The sequence below is a fragment of the Pectobacterium carotovorum genome (assembly GCF_900129615.1).
GTDB classification, from domain to species: domain Bacteria; phylum Pseudomonadota; class Gammaproteobacteria; order Enterobacterales; family Enterobacteriaceae; genus Pectobacterium; species Pectobacterium carotovorum.
The window spans coordinates 204,654-222,025 of sequence record NZ_FQWI01000006.1 but is presented as its reverse complement, the minus strand read 5'-3'; the positions used below and the strand labels follow the sequence as shown (position 1 = coordinate 222,025).

Annotated in this window: 14 protein-coding genes; 7 read left to right on the top strand and 7 right to left on the bottom strand. The window is 55.8% G+C overall.

Annotation, left to right across the window (positions count from 1 at the left end):
- Positions 1 to 27: 27 nt before the first annotated feature.
- From BUB06_RS14045 to iolB, 7 genes are all read left to right on the top strand, one after another.
- Complete coding sequence (locus BUB06_RS14045; RefSeq protein WP_010308444.1) at positions 28 to 966, top strand: substrate-binding domain-containing protein; 939 nt, start codon at positions 28 to 30, stop codon at positions 964 to 966.
- A 66-nt stretch (positions 967 to 1,032) separates the two neighbouring features.
- Complete coding sequence (locus BUB06_RS14040; RefSeq protein ID WP_039473729.1) at positions 1,033 to 2,580, top strand: sugar ABC transporter ATP-binding protein; 1,548 nt, start codon at positions 1,033 to 1,035, stop codon at positions 2,578 to 2,580.
- A 12-nt stretch (positions 2,581 to 2,592) separates the two neighbouring features.
- Positions 2,593 to 3,624, top strand: a complete 1,032-nt coding sequence (locus BUB06_RS14035) for an ABC transporter permease (protein WP_010281439.1) — start codon at positions 2,593 to 2,595, stop codon at positions 3,622 to 3,624.
- 40 nt (positions 3,625 to 3,664) lie between these two features.
- Complete coding sequence (locus BUB06_RS14030; protein WP_039473726.1) at positions 3,665 to 4,798, top strand: Gfo/Idh/MocA family protein; 1,134 nt, start codon at positions 3,665 to 3,667, stop codon at positions 4,796 to 4,798.
- 44 nt (positions 4,799 to 4,842) lie between these two features.
- On the top strand, positions 4,843 to 6,747 hold the full coding sequence (locus BUB06_RS14025) for a bifunctional 5-dehydro-2-deoxygluconokinase/5-dehydro-2-deoxyphosphogluconate aldolase (RefSeq protein WP_039473724.1): 1,905 nt from the start codon (positions 4,843 to 4,845) through the stop codon (positions 6,745 to 6,747).
- 33 nt (positions 6,748 to 6,780) lie between these two features.
- Complete coding sequence (iolE, locus tag BUB06_RS14020; protein WP_039473722.1) at positions 6,781 to 7,671, top strand: myo-inosose-2 dehydratase; 891 nt, start codon at positions 6,781 to 6,783, stop codon at positions 7,669 to 7,671.
- Between the two features lie 87 nt (positions 7,672 to 7,758).
- Entirely contained in the window at positions 7,759 to 8,595 is an 837-nt protein-coding gene (iolB, locus tag BUB06_RS14015) for a 5-deoxy-glucuronate isomerase (protein ID WP_039473719.1), read from the top strand.
- Positions 8,596 to 8,695: 100 nt separating this feature from the next.
- Here iolB and BUB06_RS14010 read toward each other — a convergent pair whose 3' ends face one another.
- The 7 genes from BUB06_RS14010 to BUB06_RS13980 form a co-directional block, all read right to left on the bottom strand.
- A complete protein-coding gene (locus tag BUB06_RS14010) occupies positions 8,696 to 8,974 on the bottom strand; it encodes a ribbon-helix-helix domain-containing protein (protein WP_010304717.1) in 279 nt (92 codons plus the stop codon).
- A 77-nt stretch (positions 8,975 to 9,051) separates the two neighbouring features.
- Positions 9,052 to 9,741 carry an ABC transporter ATP-binding protein gene (locus BUB06_RS14005; RefSeq protein ID WP_014914768.1) on the bottom strand — a complete coding sequence of 230 codons (690 nt, stop codon included), beginning with the start codon at positions 9,739 to 9,741 and terminating at the stop codon, positions 9,052 to 9,054.
- 21 nt (positions 9,742 to 9,762) lie between these two features.
- Positions 9,763 to 11,460: an ABC transporter permease gene (locus BUB06_RS14000; protein ID WP_039473716.1), complete on the bottom strand. Its 1,698-nt coding sequence runs from the start codon at positions 11,458 to 11,460 to the stop codon at positions 9,763 to 9,765.
- Positions 11,444 to 12,493: a Fe(3+) ABC transporter substrate-binding protein gene (locus tag BUB06_RS13995; protein ID WP_039473714.1), complete on the bottom strand. Its 1,050-nt coding sequence runs from the start codon at positions 12,491 to 12,493 to the stop codon at positions 11,444 to 11,446. Before BUB06_RS13995 ends, BUB06_RS14000 begins: the two co-directional genes overlap by 17 nt.
- A 234-nt stretch (positions 12,494 to 12,727) precedes the next feature.
- Positions 12,728 to 13,567 (bottom strand): PRD domain-containing protein, encoded by an 840-nt coding sequence (locus BUB06_RS13990; RefSeq protein ID WP_039473711.1) that lies wholly within the window; start codon positions 13,565 to 13,567, stop codon positions 12,728 to 12,730.
- A 94-nt stretch (positions 13,568 to 13,661) separates the two neighbouring features.
- Positions 13,662 to 15,125, bottom strand: coding sequence for a glycoside hydrolase family 1 protein (locus BUB06_RS13985; RefSeq protein ID WP_039473708.1), 1,464 nt, complete (start codon positions 15,123 to 15,125; stop codon positions 13,662 to 13,664).
- The gene (locus BUB06_RS13980; protein WP_048329223.1) at positions 15,125 to 16,990 is read right to left on the bottom strand and encodes a beta-glucoside-specific PTS transporter subunit IIABC; all 1,866 of its coding nucleotides are present in this window, start codon (positions 16,988 to 16,990) and stop codon (positions 15,125 to 15,127) included. The genes BUB06_RS13985 and BUB06_RS13980 overlap by 1 nt, the downstream gene beginning before the upstream one ends.
- Between the last annotated feature and the right edge of the window lie 382 nt (positions 16,991 to 17,372).

Genomic DNA, 17,372 nt, shown 5'->3' with positions numbered 1-17,372 from the left:
CCTATTACAGAAGCAGAGAAAAGACATATGAAAAAGATCATTAGCGTTTCCGCAATCGCCATCGCACTGGGTCTGTCTGGTTTTGCTCAGGCCCAAAATGAACAAATCGTTTTCAGTACGCCGAATCTCGCTATGCCGTTTGAAGTACACATGCAGCGCACCGCCGTTAAAGCTGCCAAAGAATTGGGCGTGAATTTACAGGTGCTGGATGGGCAGGGTAGCTCACCGAAGCAGGCCGCCGACTTGGAAAATGCCATTACGCGTGGGGCACAGGGCTTTGTTGTATCGCCGAATGATGTCAACGCGGTGTCCAGCGCGGTTACCGACATTCAGGATGCCAAGCTGCCCGTGGTGACGCTGGATCGTTCGGTAAAAACGGAAAAAGCGGTGCCGCACTTTGGTGCCAATAACTATAAAGGCGGCCAGGCGATTGCCGACTATGTCAAAACCAAATTCCCAGATGGCGCAGAGATCATTCTGCTGACCGGTCAACCGGGTTCGTCTTCTAACATCGAGCGGACGCAGGGGATTCGCGACAGCCTGAAAGCAGGCGGGAGCAAATACCACATCGTCGCGGACCAGACGGGGAACTGGATGCGTTCCGAAGGGATGCGCATCGTTGAAAGTGTGTTTCCTTCGCTGCCTAAACGCCCGCAGGTGATCCTCTCAGCAAACGACGACATGGCGCTGGGTGCGATTGAAGCGTTACAAGGGCAAGGTCTGAAACCCGGCGACGTGATGGTGACTGGCTTTGACGCCGTGCCGGAAGCGCTGGCTCGCGTACGCGACGGTTGGTTGGCGGTAACTGCCGATCAACGTCCGGGCTACGCGGTGACGACCGCACTGACGCAGCTGACCAATAACATCCGCAGTAAAGCGCCTATCACCGGGGCCGACTACCAACCGACCATGATTACCAAAGATAACCTGAACGATGCCGAGCGTATTGGCGAAGCGGGTAAATAAATCGCTCTCTACATAACAGGTATTCAGCAGGCCGCGTCCGCGCGGCCTTGCGGGAGGAAGGTAAACATGACGGAACCCCTACTGAACATTACCAATTTGGCAAAGAGTTTCTCCGGCGTTTGGGCGCTGAGCAACGCGCAGTTGACCGTACAGCCGGGAGAAATTCATGCGCTATTGGGAGAAAACGGCGCGGGCAAATCGACGCTGTTGAAGGCGCTGGCAGGGGCGCAGCCGCAGACCAGCGGCGATATCTGGTTTGGTGGCGAGACGCTGTTACCGCTCGAATCGCCCGTTGAGCGCCAAAAGCGGGGGATTATCACCATTTATCAGGAGTTTAATCTGCTGCCCAATATGAGCGTAGCGGAGAACATGTTCCTGGGACGCGAACCGCAGCGTAGCCGCGTATTCGTGGACGCGCTGGCGGTGAATCGCGAGGCGAAAGCGGTACTGGATTATCTGAAATTGAACATTGCGCCGACGACGCAGGTCGCGCGTTTGAGCGTGGCGCAGCAGCAGATGGTGGAAATCGCCAGAGCGCTAACGCTGAATGCCAAATTGATTGTGATGGACGAACCGTCGGCGGCGCTGAGCGACAGTGAAGTCGACAGCCTGCACCGCGTGGTGCGCGAGCTGAAAGGGCGCGGTGTGAGCGTGGTGTATGTCACACACCGGCTGCACGAAGTCTTCCAGCTGTGCGATCGGTTTACCGTCTTTCAGGATGGCCGCTACACCGGTTCCGGGGATGTCGCCAGTACGAATGTGCAGGAGATTATTCGCCTGATGGTCGGCCGTGACGTGGTGTTTAACCGCCGTCCGCCTTCGGAAACGCATCATCGGGATAAGCCGGTACGGCTGGCGGTGAAAGGCTTAAGCCGGGAGAAACCGCCGCTGGATGCGCACGGCATCGCGCTAAAGGACATCAACTTCCAGGTGCATGCTGGCGAAGTGCTCGGTATTGCCGGGCTGGTGGGCGCGGGACGTACAGAAATCGCGCGTTGCCTGTTTGGTGCTGACGCATTCTCTACCGGTGAATTTGTGCTGGATGACGAACCCTATTATCCCTCCACGCCGCTGCATGCGTTGTCTCAAGGCATCGCGCTGGTGCCGGAAGATCGCAAGAAAGAGGGCGCGGTGCTGGGGTTGTCAATCAGGGAAAATATCTCGCTATCTAACCTCTCGTCGCTGATGCGCTGGCGCTGGTTTGTCGACACCCGCAAGGAGGACGACCTGATTGAGGCCTACCGTCAGGCGCTGCACATCAAGATGGTGAACAGCGAGCAGGAAGTGCGCAAGCTGTCGGGCGGTAACCAGCAAAAGGTGATTCTTGCCCGCTGTATGGCACTGAATCCCAAGGTATTGATCGTGGATGAGCCCACGCGCGGCATCGATGTCGGCACCAAGTCCGAAGTGCATCAGGTGCTGTTCGATATGGCTAAACGGGGCGTCGCCGTGATTGTGATTTCCTCCGACCTGCCGGAGATCATGGCGATTTCCGACCGCATTATCACGCTCAGCGAAGGGCGGATCAGCGGGGAAATTCATGGCGATGACGCCACAGAAGAAAAACTGATGACGATGATGGCCATTTGCCACGACGCATTACACGCAGCATAACGGAGGTGACGCATGTCCCAGCAGCCGCTTTCTAAGAGTATTACGCCGTCCAATCCGCGTGGACGTTTTGACCCGATTGCCTTTTTTGAACGCTTTGGCGTGTTTATTTTCATGATTCTGCTGCTGATCTTCTTTCAGTCGCAGAACAGCAATTTCCTGTCTGAACGCAACATCACCAACATCCTGACCGAAGTCTCCATCTACGGGATCATGGCCGTAGGGATGACGTTCGTCATTTTGACAGCCGGGATCGACCTGTCCGTCGGTTCGATTCTGGCGGTGTGCGCCATCACGGCTGCCTCGGTGATTAAAGGCGACAACTTCACTACCGTTGATCCTGATGCCTGGTACGGCTTGAGCTGGCTGGTTGCATTGGGCGTCTGTCTGGCGATGGGCACTTTCATTGGTTTCCTGCATGGGTTGGGTGTCACCAAACTGCGTCTGCCGCCGTTCATCGTCACGCTGGGCGGGATGACGATCTGGCGTGGATTAACGCTGGTAATGAACGACGGTGCGCCAATTGCCGGTTTCGACCCCGGCTATCGCTGGTGGGGACGAGGCGAAATCCTGGGTATTTCGGTGCCGATCTGGATCTTCGCGCTGGTCGCCTTGCTGGGTTATCTCGCGCTGCATAAAACCCGCTGGGGCCGCTTTGTGTACGCCATCGGCGGCAACACCGAAGCCGCACGTCTGGCTGGGGTGAACGTGCAGCGTGTATTGGTCAGTGTTTACGTCGTGATTGGCTGTCTGGCGGGGCTAGCGGGCTTTATTCTCAGCGCCCGTCTCGGTAGCGCCGAAGCGGTCGCGGGGATCACCTTCGAGCTGCGCGTTATCGCCTCGGTGGTCATTGGCGGTACATCGCTGATGGGCGGCTATGGCCGGATTAGCGGCACGATCATCGGTTCGATCATCATGGGGATCCTGATTAACGGACTGGTGTTGATGAACGTATCGGCTTACTACCAGCAGATTATCACCGGGTTAATTATCGTGCTGGCCGTGGCGTTCGACACCTACGCCAAGAGCCGTCGCGGCGCTATCTGAGCCGCACCTGTACCGACTCTTTTTTCGCACCGAGGTGGATATGAAGGATGTACGCATTGGGTTAATCGGCACCGGCTATATCGGTCGTACGCATGCCATCGCCTACGCGCAGGCGCCGACGGTCTTCCCGCTGAAAGGCAATCTGGTGAAGGCGATGCTGGCAGAAGTGTCGCCGGAACTGGCGGCCAAACGGGCACAGGAGTTTGGCTTCCAGCGCTCAACGGGGGACTGGCGTGCGCTGGTGGCGGACCCAGACATTGACGTAGTGGATATCTGCGCGCCGAATTTTCTGCATAAAACGATGGCGATGGCGGCTATCCAGCACGGCAAGCACGTTTACTCGGAAAAACCGCTGGCGCTGAACGCGCGTGATGCCCGAGAAATGGTCGATGCCGCGCAGCAGGCCGGCGTGAAAACGCTGGTGGGCTTCAACTACATGAAGAACCCGACCTCACAGCTGGCCAAAGAGATTATCGCCAGCGGCGAGATTGGCGAAGTAGTGCATTTTTACGGCACGCATAACGAAGATTATCTGGCCGATCCGAATAAACCCGCCGACTGGCACTGTTTCAAAGAAACGGCAGGACTGGGGGCGCTGGGGGATCTGGCGGCGCATATCGTCAACATGGCGCAGTATCTGGTGGGCGATATCGCCAGCGTCTGCGGCGATCTGCAAACGGTGATTACGCAGCGTCCAACGGCTCCGGGCAGCAGCGAGCAGGTGCAGGTGGAGAATGAAGATCAGGCGCATGCGATGGTTCGGTTTGTCAGCGGCGCACGCGGCGTGATTGAAACCTCACGCATCGCCTGTGGCCGCAAAATGGGCCTGACCTACGTGGTCACTGGCACCAAAGGCACGCTGAGTTTCACGCAGGAACGTATGGCAGAGCTGAAGCTCTATCGACATGACGACCCAGAGAACCGGCAGGGATTCAAAACGCTGCTGACCGGGCCGCAGCATCCTGACTATGCGGCCTTCTGCGCCAGCGCCGGACACGGTATTGGATTTAACGATCAGAAAACGGTAGAGGTGCGCGATCTGATCGACGGTATTGCGGCTGGCGTCCCCATGTGGCCGGATTTCGAAGAGGGCTGGAAAGTCTCGCGAGTTCTGGATGCGATCGTGCAGTCACACGAAACGGCGCGTTGGGTGAATGTGGACGAGGTGGGCTAATACGCCAGCTGACGTGATTTCTTCTTTTTACAGGATTGGCCGCTATGAGTAAGGAAAAGACGTTTGATGTGATTTGCATGGGGCGCGTTGCTGTCGATCTGTACGGGCAGCAAATCGGCGCGCGTCTGGAAGATATGGGCAGTTTTGCCAAGTATCTGGGTGGGTCGTCCGGCAACGTGGCTTACGGCACGGCACGACAAGGGCTGCGTTCTTCTATGCTGGCGCGGGTGGGCGACGAGCATATGGGGCGCTTCCTGCGTGAAGAGCTGAATCAGGTCGGCTGCGATACCAGCCATTTGATTACCGATAAGGAACGTCTGACGGCGCTGGTGCTGTTGGGCATCAAAGATCGCGATACCTTTCCGCTGATTTTCTACCGCGACAACTGCGCCGATATGGCGATCTCACCGGAGGATTTCACCGAGGATTACATCGCGTCGTCACGCTGTCTGGCGATTACCGGCACGCATCTTTCTCACCCTAACACGCGTGAAGCGGTGCTGACGGCGCTGCAATACGCGCGGCGCAACGGGGTGAAAACGGCGCTGGATATCGATTACCGTCCGGTGCTGTGGGGGCTGACGTCGCTGGGCGATGGCGAAACCCGCTTTGTTGAAGCGCAGGCGGTTACGGAGCAGTTGCAGCAGGTGTTGTCGCTGTTCGACGTGATTGTCGGCACCGAGGAGGAGTTCCACATTGCAGGCGGGAGCACGGATACCTTGCAGGCGCTGCGCACGGTACGGCAGCACACGCAGGCGGAACTGGTGTGCAAACGCGGGGCGCTGGGCTGCTCGGTGTTTAGTGACGCGATTCCCGACCATCTGGATAAAGGGATCACGATCAAAGGCGTGCGCGTGGATGTGCTGAACGTGCTGGGGGCGGGCGATGCGTTTATGTCCGGCCTGCTGCGTGGCTATCTCAACGGTGAAGGCTGGGAGAAAGCCTGTGCGTACGCCAATGCCTGCGGCGCGCTGGTGGTGTCACGCCACGGCTGTGCGCCAGCGATGCCAAGCAAGATCGAACTGGATAACTATTTAGCACGGGCGGCGAGCGTGCCGCGTCCCGATCTGGACGAAGAGCTTAACCATCTGCACCGCGTTACGACACGGCGTAAACAGTGGCATGAACTGTGCGTGATCGCGTTCGATCACCGCAGCCAGTTGGAAGACATGGCGCTGAACTGCGGTACGGAAATCAGCCGTATTCCGGCACTGAAAAAGCTGATTCTGCATGCCAGCTATGACGCGGCACAGCAGGCAGGGCTGGAAGGTAAAGCCGGTCTGCTGTGTGACGGCACGTTCGGGCAGGATGCGCTGAACGACATCACCGGAAAAGGCTGGTGGATTGGCCGACCGATTGAGCTGCCGGGATCGCGCCCGTTAATGATGGAGCGCGGCAATATTGGCTCACAGCTGGTGAGCTGGCCGCTGGAGCACGTGGTGAAATGCCTGGTGTTCTTCCACCCAGAAGATGCCCACGCGCTGCGGCGAGAGCAGGAAATGAAGGTGATAGAGGTCTATCAGGCCTGTCGCCAATCCGGCCATGAACTGCTGCTCGAAGTCATTCTGCCCGCGGGGATGCCGCACAGCGATGCGCTTTATCTGCGCGCCATTCAACGCTTCTACAACCTCGGCGTGCGGCCAGACTGGTGGAAACTGCCGCCGCTGTCTGCCGCAGGCTGGGAACAACTCACGCCGCTGCTGGCACAGCGCGATCCCTACTGTCGGGGCGTGGTCATTCTGGGGCTGGATGCGCCGCTGGAAACGTTACAACAAGGCTTCAGCGCCGCCGTGGGTTTCCCGATTGTCAAAGGCTTTGCCGTCGGCCGCACCCTGTTTGCCCAGCCCGCGCAAAAGTGGCTGCGTAATGAGATCGATGACGCCGAATTGATTGAGCAAGTTAAACATAACTACCTGCAACTGATCGCCGTTTGGCGTCAGCGCGGTTAACCCGTTTTATTTATTTCAATAAAGGGACATAACATGACCGTTCAACTTGGTATTAATCCACTCACCTGGACCAATGACGATCTGCCTTCTCTGGGCGCGGACACGCCGCTGGAAACCTGCCTGAGTGAAGGGAGGCAGGCCGGTTTCGCCGGTTTTGAATTAGGTAATAAATTCCCGCGTCAGGCCAGCGTGCTGGGGCCAATCCTGCAAGAGCACGACTTGCGCTTAGTCTCCGGCTGGTATTCCGGCGAACTGCTCACTCGCTCAGTAGAAGAAGAGATTGAGGCGGTGCAGGGACATCTGGCGCTGTTACGCGATCTCGGTGCGACGGTGCTGGTGTTTGCCGAAGTCACGGGCGCGATTCACGGCGACCAACAGAAACCCGTTCATCTGCGCCCGCGTTTCCCCGAAGAGCGCTGGCCGGAATATGGCAAAAAGCTGACCGAGTTTGCGCGCTACACGCAAAGTCAGGGCGTGCAGATTGCCTATCATCACCATATGGGCACGGTGATTGAAAGTGCGCAGGACGTGGATAATCTGATGGAACATACCGGGCCGGAAGTCGGGCTGCTGCTGGATACCGGACACTTTACGTTCGCAGGTGCCGATCCGGTGGCGGTGGCGAAGCGCTGGATTCACCGCATCAATCATGTTCACTGCAAAGATATTCGCCCTGATGTGCTGAAAGACGTGAAAAACCGCAAGACCAGTTTTCTGGATGCGGTGCTGAGCGGCGTCTTTACCGTGCCGGGCGACGGCTGTGTCGATTATCCAGCGGTGTTCAGCATCCTGAAAGCCCATAACTACAGCGGATGGCTGGTGGTCGAAGCGGAACAGGATCCGGCTGTTGCGCATCCGCTGACGTACGCGACGCTAGGCTACAATAACTTGCAACGTTTCGCCCAGCAGGCGGAATTGATCTGATTCGTGGTGATATCCCCCGCATCTTCAAGCTGCCAGTAGATCAACGTGCAGGCAGTTTGAAATCGGGGGAGATAAAGGAGGCAAAAGATGTCCCGACTATTATCACGCCATCGCGCCCCTGACGAACATGGCTGTACGCAGCACATCACGCCGGAAACGGCGGGCTGGCGATACGTGGGGTTCGAGGTATATCAATTGGCACCGGAACAAGTGCTATCGCTGCCCGCCAGCGATGACGAACGCTGTCTGGTGCTGGTCAGCGGCAAGGCAACGGTGGTCACGCCAGGTGAGCGCTTTGAGCAGATTGGCGATAGGATGAGCCCGTTTGAGCGCAGAAAACCTTATGCGGTCTATGTCACGTCTGGAGAGACGATTACGGTGACGTCGCACACGGCGCTGGAACTGGCAGTTTGCGCCGCACCGGGATTCGGCACGCATCCGACTCGGCTGATCGCGCCGCAGGATATCGACGCCGAGCAGCGTGGCGTCGGCAACAACCAGCGCTATGTGCATAATATTTTGCCGGAGGACAAAGCGGCAGATAGCCTGCTGGTGGTCGAAGTGTACACCGATGAAGGCTGCACCAGCTCTTATCCCAGCCACAAGCACGATGTCGACAGCCCGCCGCAGGAAACCTATCTGGAAGAAACCTACTATCATCGTTTGAATCCAGAGCAGGGATTCTGCCTGCAACGCGTCTATACCGATGACCGTTCATTAGATGAATGCATGGCGGTCTACGATAAGGACGTGGTGCAGGTGCCGCGCGGCTATCACCCAGTTGCCACCATTGCAGGCTATGACAGCTACTATCTGAATGTGATGGCAGGCCCGACGCGCCAGTGGCGCTTCACCTGGGAAGCGGATCACCAGTGGATCAACAGTCCTGAGTATGCGGATAAGCATAGGCAGGGCAATGTGTAGCGATACTGGCAAACGAACGTAAGAATGGGCAGTGGCTTATAGATCAGCTGTAGGCCGCTGACCTATTATGTTGGGGGATGTTACCCCACCCTGTAATCCATTACTCTTCTCCGGTCATCTTCCTGAACTCGGCTTTTAATCTGTTCCTAATGTCGCTACTGCTGAGGCTTTCTGTTTCACCGCGTTGCAGCGCGTTCCAGGCGGGAACGACTTGTTCCTGCAGCCAATTCTCTACTGCATTATCGCGTGCAATCAGCGCTCGAAGTCCTTCCCGAATAACCTCACTTTCTGACGCGTATTCACCGCGGGCAACTCGGGCTTTCACCTGCGCAGCCATTTCATTTGGCAGCGTTATACTCATCTGCTGTGTTGTTCTCATTGTCTACCCCTTTAACATACCGATAGGATTTAATCATACTCATTATTTCCCATCTTGTCAGGGTTGAACCACCTGAATCAGACGTCTCGGTTCACCGAAATATTATCGAGCTTGCCTGCTTTCAAATAGCCAATATGGCTGGCCATTAGCTCGGCTTCCTGTTCGCTGTGTGTGACCAGAAGCGCGGTTTGTCCGGCATCGCGTAGGATGTCGCGTACTTCCTGTCCCAGCCGTTTTCGGCTGTCGGGGTCGAGGCTGGATAGCGGTTCATCGAGCAGCAGCACGGCGGGTTGCGGAGCCAGCGCCCGCGCGAGTGCAATACGCTGCTGTTGTCCGCCTGACATTTCATGCGGATAGCGCTGTGCCAGTGAGACGAGATCGACCAGCTCAAGCATGGCGCGGACGCGCGACTGCTGGAGATCTTTCGGCTGTTTTCTCAGGCCAAAGGCAATATTCTGCGCGGCGGTCAGATGGGGAAACAGGGCATAGTCCTGAAACACCATCCCGACGTTGCGCTGTTCCGGCGGCAGATGCACGTCTGGACCAGCCACGCAGCGCCCGCCGACGTGAATCGTTCCCTGAGTCAGGTGCTCAAAACCCGCAATCGCGCGTAAAGCCGTGGTTTTACCGCATCCTGATGCACCCAGCAGGCAGGCCAGTTCACCGGCAGCAACTTCCATGGAAAAACCGTTCAGCACGTGATGAACATTATGCTTGTGCCCGTAGGCGACGTGGACATTATTCAGAACGAGTGTAGCCTCAGACACCTTGACTCTTCCTCATGATTTTCATTCTTTCTCAACCGGCGTTTTTAGCTGGCTGCGAGCCAGCAGGACAACGGGGAGCGTACCCGCCAGTACAATCAGCAGTGCGGCAATCGCGCCTTCTTCGTAGGTGCCTCTGGCGGCTTCGGCATACAGAACGGTCGCCAGCGTTTCGAAGTTGACGGGGCGCAGCAGCAGCGTAGCGGGGAGCTCTTTCATTGCATCAGCAAACACCAGCAGCGCACTGGTCACCAGTGCGGGGCGCAGCAGGGGAAGGTGCACGCGGAAAAAGGTGACGAATTCACTTTCGCCCAGCAGACGCGATGCCTGTTCCATCACGGGGGGAATGCGCGTCAGTCCGGCATCAAGCGCACCAATCCCAATCGCCATAAAGCGAATGGCGCAGCAGATTACCAGCAGGATACCGGCGGAAAGCAGCGGCAATCCCTTATAACCTATCAATTCAGCGAGAAAATTATCCGTAGCCATACCGGGCGTCAGCATGCCAATCGCCAGTACCGTACCGGGTACAGCATAGCCCAGCGAGGCAATTCTCAATAGGGTGCGACGGCGCTCCGGCGAACGGTCAGCGATGGCGGAATGACGGGCATACCACGCAATAATCAGGCTGACGAACGTGACGACCAGCGTGACGCCAACGGCCAGCAGAAGTGAGTTCTGCAATGACTGTATCAGGCCTGCGGAGATCGTCACGCTATCGCCCAGCCGCTTAGCGCTTTCCCATGCCAGAAAGAGGGCGGGGGCGATGAAGCCGAGCAGGATAGGCAACGCGGTCGCACCGGTTGCCAGCCAGGCGCGTACCCCTTTCAGCGGGGCGGGCAGAATGCCGCGCATCTGTCGGCTGGTGCCGTAGCGCTGGTTTTTCCGGCCGTAATATTCCAGCGTCAGCAGCAGGATAACCACCGTCAGCATCGTGCAGGCAATCTGCGCGGCGGCGGGTAAATCCGAACGGGTGACCCAGGTGGTGTAAACCGTCACGGTCAGCGTATTCACCCCAAGGAATTCGGAGGCACCAATGTCATTCAGCGTTTCCAGCAAGGCCAGGCTGGTGCCAACAGCCAGCGCAGGGCGCGCCATCGGTAGGGCGACGTGCAGGAAGGTGCCTGTTGCGCTCAACCCCAGCGTACGTGCGGCTTCCAGCAGGTGTGCGGGCTGGCTGATAAACATTGCGCGCATCGTCAGATAAACGTACGGATAGAGCACCAGCCCGAGCAGCAGAATAGCGCCCGTCATGGAGCGCAGATCCGGCAGGCGGAACTGACGCGGGCTGTCGTAGCCCAGCACACTGCGGATCGCTTCCTGAATCGGCCCTATAGGATGCAGCAGATCGAGCCAGGCAAAAGCGACAATATAGGTTGGCATCGCCAGCGGTAGCAGCAGCGCCCAGCTAACGAACTGTCTACCGGGGAAATTAAATGCGGTCACCAGCCAGGCGCAGCCTGCGCCAATCACCATGACGAGCGCGCCGACGCCGACGAGCAGAATCAGCGTGTTGAGTGCGGCATCGGGCAGAACGTAGCGCATCAGGTGATCCCAATGGCCGACGCCTGCGCCAGCGGCTAGCCAAAGCAGGGAAACCAGCGGAGCCAGTACGCCGAGAGCAATGACAACGGCAGCGATGCGAAGCGGAGAAAAAAAGAGGCGCGGCCGCCCGAAGGCGCCGCGCATCGTTGACGAACCGGTCTTATTGATCGAATCCAACTTTATCTACCAACTGACTGGCCTGTTTACGGAATTTAACGATGTCGGTCAGCGGAATGCTATCCACAGTAACGTCACCAATCGTGCTGCCAATGGTGGAATCCAGCGTGACGCCTTTGCGAACTGGATATTCATAGTTTGCCTGTGCGTAGATCTGCTGAGCCGGAGCGGAGACCAGATATTCCATCAATTTCACGGCTTGATCTTTATGCGGCGCGTGACGTGCAACGGCTGCACCGCTGATATTGACGTGTGTGCCGCCGTCTTCAAAGGTAGGCTGAACGACTTTGATGGCATCGCCCCATTTGCGGGCGTCGGTGCCTTCTTTGGCGTTCTTCATGTGGCCGACATAATAAGAGTTCGCCAGACCTACATCGCAGATGCCGCCGAGGATATCGCGCGCAACGTCGCGGTCACCACCGGTGGCTTTACGCGCCAGATTGTCTTTCACACCGCGCAGCCAGGTTTCGGTTTTGGCTTCACCGTGGTGGGTAATCATCGCGGCAACCAGTGCGGTATTGTAAGGGTGTTGACCCGCGCGGATACACACTTTGCCTTTCCATTTCGGATCGGCCAGATTTTCGTAAGTAATGCCGGTCAGCGGCAGTGATTTTTCTGCATAGAGCACGCGAGAGCGCATCGACAGACCAAACCATTGGTTATCTTTGTCACGCAGCGCTGCCGGGATAGCCTCGGTTAATGCACTGGACTGAATCGGCTGCGTGACACCGGCGTCTACTAGATCGATCAGGTTACCGGCATCAACCGTCATCAGCAGGTCAGCCGGTGAGTTTTGGCCTTCTGCCTTCACACGTTCCAACATGCCGTCCTTGATGAACACGGTATTGACTTTAACCGACGTCTCTTTGGTGAACGCATCCAGCAGCGGCTGAATCAGGCCGGGTTCACGCGTGGTGTAAAGCGTCAGAGAGTCATCTGCGGCAGCAGCAGGCAGGGCATAGGCAACCATTATCGATGAGGCCAGCGTCAGCAGGCGTGCTTTTTTGCGCAGAACAGACAGCGTTTTTGACATGTTATTATCTTCTCCAGAGTGAATGTGATGCGTAAATGAATAAAATAAGGAGATATTTTCGGCAGGTGACTAAAACAATATATGATAATCACTCTTATTTGCAATCTCATTAACGCGGTTTATTCACTATCGTGATGGGAGTCAACATACTCACTCCTCAGGAGCGATCTCGGTTTTATTTGTCAGCATCTCGATAAAAACCGTAATGATTGGCTGTCTTGAGTAAGGTTATTGCTATGGCGTCTGGCTTTCGGCCAGCCTGCTGATATGCATGGTCAGCCAGGTAAGCTCTTCTTTCGGCAAGGCCATCTGGTATTTTTCCTGCACGTAATCCCTGATGGCCCAAGAGATCGCCATCGCTTCAGGGTAGTGTTTCAGCAGTTCCTGATAGAAATCGTCCGTGCGTCCGGGGGCGATTTTGCGGGCAATCACCCGTTCGGAGAAATAACGCAGATGGGTGATAAAGCGCAGGTAATCGACGGCGTTGACATCGATATTCTTGTTTAATTTGTAGCGGACAATCTCAGCCAGACGATTCACCAGTTGAACCTGCTGGTGGGCATCGGCAATTTCGGCGCTGCCAGCGGCATTAATGAGGTGAAACGCGATGTTGATGGCTTCGTCATCGGGTAGCGCGACGTTAAAACGCACCGACACGCGATCTTTTGCCTGCACGCCGAGGGCGTACTCTTTTTGGTAATAGCGTTTCACTTCCCAACTGAGCTTATTGATGAAGTGGTTGCCCGTTTTACAGCGTTCAACTGCAAAATAGAGATGTTCCGCCAGCGTAAAGAACAGCACCGAATTCAGCTTTTCGGCGTACTGACTTTGTGCCAGCGTGACGATCTCATGGGTAATGTCAAAAAAAGCCGCAGGAATCGTGTCGGTCAATGAAAGAAAATGCCGTGATTTCAGGTTTTCCAGCGGAATGAAAACCTGCTCAACGTGCGTCACATCAATCAATGAACCGGGTTTGGCACCAAATCCGATGCCTTTACCCAACAGGATCATCTCCTGATGTTCATGGTCGACTAACAGCATGCTGTTATTTAACGCTTTTTTCACTTTAATCACGTTTTTCTTCCAATCATGCTGGTTTTCTCATTACGTTTTTCCAATCACAGTCATGTCCTGTCATTGCACACGTAGTCTGCGGTAGCGCTGTCTGTCAGGTGAGGTCGGCACCATTGGTCGCGATGACTTTCTGATACCAGTAGAACGAATCCTTCCTCAGTCGCGCCAGAGAACCGTTGCCCTCATCATCCTGATCGACATAGATAAAGCCATAGCGTTTGGACATTTGTGACGTGCCCGCGCTGATGATGTCAATTGCTCCCCAACTGGTGAACCCCATCAGTTCAACGCCTTCGCCAATCGCTTCACGCATTTGCTCGAAATGTGAACGGAAGTAGTCAACGCGGTAAGGATCGTGGATTTTGCCGTTTTCGACAACGTCTTTTGCACCCAGCCCATTTTCGACAATAAACAGCGGCTTTTGGTAGCGATCGTAAAGCTCCAGTAGGGAGATTTTCAGCCCGACCGGGTCGATCTGCCATCCCCAATCTGAGGCCGGCAGGTACGGGTTTTTTACGCCCAGAACGGTATTCCCCGGGATTCTCTCGGCGTCCGGCTGCGTGGATTCGGTAAGTGACATGTAATAGCTGAACGACACAAAATCAACGGTGTGTTGCTTAAGAATGGCCAGATCGTCGGGCTGCATGGTGAGGTGAATGCCACGTCGCTCAAGGTCGCGCTTAATGAGCGGCGGATATTCACCGAACACCTGCACATCGGCATAAAAGTAGTTTTCGAGATTCTTTTTCAGCGCGGCTTCGACATCTTCCGGGCGGCAGGAGTGCGGATAGGTCGTCAGCTTGGTCAGCATGCAACCGACCTGGCTACCTGGGATCTTCTCATGGCAGTCGCGGGTGACGAGGGCAGAAGCAACAAACTGGTGATGCAACCCCTGATAAATATCCTGCTTGGCCTGTCCCGGCGCGCTTTTTTCTTCACGGATACCCGCGGTGGTAAACGGATGACGATGGATACTGTCGATCTCGTTAAAGGTCAGCCAGTAGCGCACCAGATCCTTATAGCGATCGAAGCAGACATTGCTGAAGCGTACGAAGGCATCCAACACGTTGCGGTGCACCCAGCCATTGTATTTCTCACTCAGCGCCAGCGGCATTTCGTAGTGTGAAAGCGTCACCAGCGGTTCGATGCCGTGTTTGCGCATCTCGCGGAACAGATCGTCGTAAAACTGTAAACCAGCCTCATTCGGCGCGCTGTCTTCTCCGGTCGGAAAAATGCGCGACCAGGCGATAGAGACGCGCAGCACCTTGAAGCCCATTTCGGCAAACAGCGCCAGATCGCCTTGGTAGCGGTGATAAAAATCGATGCCGCGTCGTTTGGGGTAGAACGCGTCATTTTTTCCGTTGAGCGCATCAGCGATATTTTCGTCCGTCAGCGCCATGTGGGCATGGTAATTCTTCAGATCGAGATTCGGCTTCCAGGTAATGGCGTCCGCGACCGACGGCCCCTTGCCGTCTTCATTCCATGCGCCTTCGGCCTGATTCGCGGCAATCGCGCCGCCCCATAAAAAGTGTTCCGGGAATGCGATGTTTTTATCCATTACACAGACTCCTTTAAGGTCATGATGATGGTGTGGGGATGGATGACGACGTCAGTGGCTTCCGGTATCACGCGAAAGCGCTCGCTGTTGGTGATAACCATCATGACGACGGGATCGTAACCGGCGGCGATGAGGCTATCGAGGTCAAATTCAACGAGGATATCACCAGTATTAACCTGTTGGCCGGCCGTGACTTTCGGCTGAAAGCCCTGACCATTGAGTTTGATGGTATCAATGCCGATATGGAAAATCAGTTCAGCACCGCTGTCGGTGAGCATGCTGACAGCGTGGCCGGTTTCAAATACGTTCTCAATGGTGCCGTTCGCGGGCGCATAAAGCACACCTTTCTCGGGGATGATGGCGATGCCGTCACCCATAATCCGTTTGGAGAAAATCTCGTCATTCACGTTGTCCAGCGGAATCACTTTTCCTTCAATCGGGCTGGTGAACTGGCATTCGGTAATCGCGTGATGGCTTTCTTCTACGGTGACGACAGGCTTCTCTTCTCGCCAGAGGAACAGGGCGGAGAGAAAGGCGATGACAAAAGAGAGTGCGGCACCAGCAATGGCATAAACGATATTCCAGCTATTTTCCGGCGAGATAAACATGGAGATGCTAGCCAGGCCGGGACCAACCAGCGCAAAGGCTTCAATCGCCATCCAACCGATAAACGCACCGCCGACCAGGCTACCCGCAATCACGCTGTAGAGCGCCTTTTTATTCAGCAACGTAATCCCGTATAGCGCGGGTTCGGTGATGCCGAACAGGGCAGAAATACCGGCTGAAATCGCCGTTGATTTTAGCGTTTTGTCTTTGCTCTTGAGCGCAATCGCCATACAGGCACCCGATTCGGCAATGTTGTGTGCGAGCGACGCAGGCAGATAGAGCATTTCCTTACCAAACTGGCTCATGGAGGACACGGCATAGGGTAGCATGGGCTTATGCATCCCCGACGCCACCATGAAGGGTAGTGCAGCGGCGAGTAACCCCGTCGCCACAAAGCCCAGCTTGCTGTACAGCCAGAGGATCACGCTAGCCAGACCCGCGCCGAGTTCATAACCGAGCGGGCCAAGTACCAGCAGCGTGACGGGAACGGTAACCAACAGCGACAGCATTGGTGACAGGAAAATACGCAGGGAGCTCGGCGAGTAGCGATTGAAGAGCTTTTCGGTTTGCGCATAGAAAATGACGCACAGAATCGCTGGGAAAACCTGTGAGGCGTAAGCGACGTTTTTAAGGTCGAAAGAGAGAAATTCCGCGCCTTCCGCCAGCTGTTTCGACATGGCCGGCAGCACCATGACAGAGACGGCGGAAACGGCGACCAGCACATTTACTTTCAGCTTCATCGCGGTGGTGATCCCCACCAGAATTGGCAGAAAATAGAGTGGGGCGGAACCGATATTATCCAGCACTTTATACGTTGAGCTGTCTTTGGTGAGCCAACCTAGCAGGTCCAGCAGCAGTAACAGCGATTTGAGCACGCCGCCGCCAGCAATCGCAGGCACCAGCGGCTGAAAAACACTGATGATAAAATCGATAACAAAGGCGGTGCGATTGGTTTTTGCTGGCACGGCGCGATCTGTTTTCTTACGGCCTGCCGCGAGGTTCTGCACCGCTTCGTACACCTGCATCACTTCGCTGCCGATGATCACCTGGCACTGTACGTTAACCCGAACGCCCAGCACGCCCGGTACCTTTTCCAGCTCGTTCTGGTTTACCTGACTGTTGTCATAAAGGCTTAGCCGTAGCCGTGTAGAACAGTGTTCAATATGCTCAATGTTGTCAATTCCACCGACTAACGTGATGATTTTTTCCGCAGTGGTGGTATAGGTTGTCGCGTTATTATCTGCTGCTGTATGGCTCATACGACGATTCCCCTGATCCAGAAACGAAAAAAGACCTGAAGCTCTTCCCATGATGTTGAGTGGGAGAGCTTCAGGTCTTGCCTAGAAAACTAGTTACACGCCTGTGCTGCTGTTGTAAGTCCTCACACGCGGGAAAGTCAAACAGATCGTGCAGCCCTGATAGGTAAGTGTGATGGCAATAGCAGAATGGAGGGCTTAGCCTGACAGCGCTGATGAATCTCAGGCATGTTGCATAAAACATGGCGCTTTTTAACCGATTATAGAAAACAGAACTAGATAAACTCGCCAAGTGCAAATGGGTCAGCGAGAGGTGAAAAGCACGTAGGATTTCTGTCGTAATAGGGAGGTCACCCGTTTGCACAGACGATAGGTTGGCGTACGT

What these genes read in the sequence shown, in the direction of transcription:
- BUB06_RS14045 (WP_010308444.1), top strand. Translation starts at nt 28, where the DNA reads ATGAAAAAGATCATTAGCGTTTCCGCAATCGCCATCGCACTGGGTCTG.
- BUB06_RS14040 (WP_039473729.1), top strand. Translation starts at nt 1,033, where the DNA reads ATGACGGAACCCCTACTGAACATTACCAATTTGGCAAAGAGTTTCTCC.
- BUB06_RS14035 (WP_010281439.1), top strand. Translation starts at nt 2,593, where the DNA reads ATGTCCCAGCAGCCGCTTTCTAAGAGTATTACGCCGTCCAATCCGCGT.
- BUB06_RS14030 (WP_039473726.1), top strand. Translation starts at nt 3,665, where the DNA reads ATGAAGGATGTACGCATTGGGTTAATCGGCACCGGCTATATCGGTCGT.
- BUB06_RS14025 (WP_039473724.1), top strand. Translation starts at nt 4,843, where the DNA reads ATGAGTAAGGAAAAGACGTTTGATGTGATTTGCATGGGGCGCGTTGCT.
- iolE (WP_039473722.1), top strand. Translation starts at nt 6,781, where the DNA reads ATGACCGTTCAACTTGGTATTAATCCACTCACCTGGACCAATGACGAT.
- iolB (WP_039473719.1), top strand. Translation starts at nt 7,759, where the DNA reads ATGTCCCGACTATTATCACGCCATCGCGCCCCTGACGAACATGGCTGT.
- BUB06_RS14010 (WP_010304717.1), bottom strand. Translation starts at nt 8,974, where the DNA reads ATGAGAACAACACAGCAGATGAGTATAACGCTGCCAAATGAAATGGCT.
- BUB06_RS13995 (WP_039473714.1), bottom strand. Translation starts at nt 12,493, where the DNA reads ATGTCAAAAACGCTGTCTGTTCTGCGCAAAAAAGCACGCCTGCTGACG.
- BUB06_RS13985 (WP_039473708.1), bottom strand. Translation starts at nt 15,125, where the DNA reads ATGGATAAAAACATCGCATTCCCGGAACACTTTTTATGGGGCGGCGCG.
- BUB06_RS13980 (WP_048329223.1), bottom strand. Translation starts at nt 16,990, where the DNA reads ATGAGCCATACAGCAGCAGATAATAACGCGACAACCTATACCACCACT.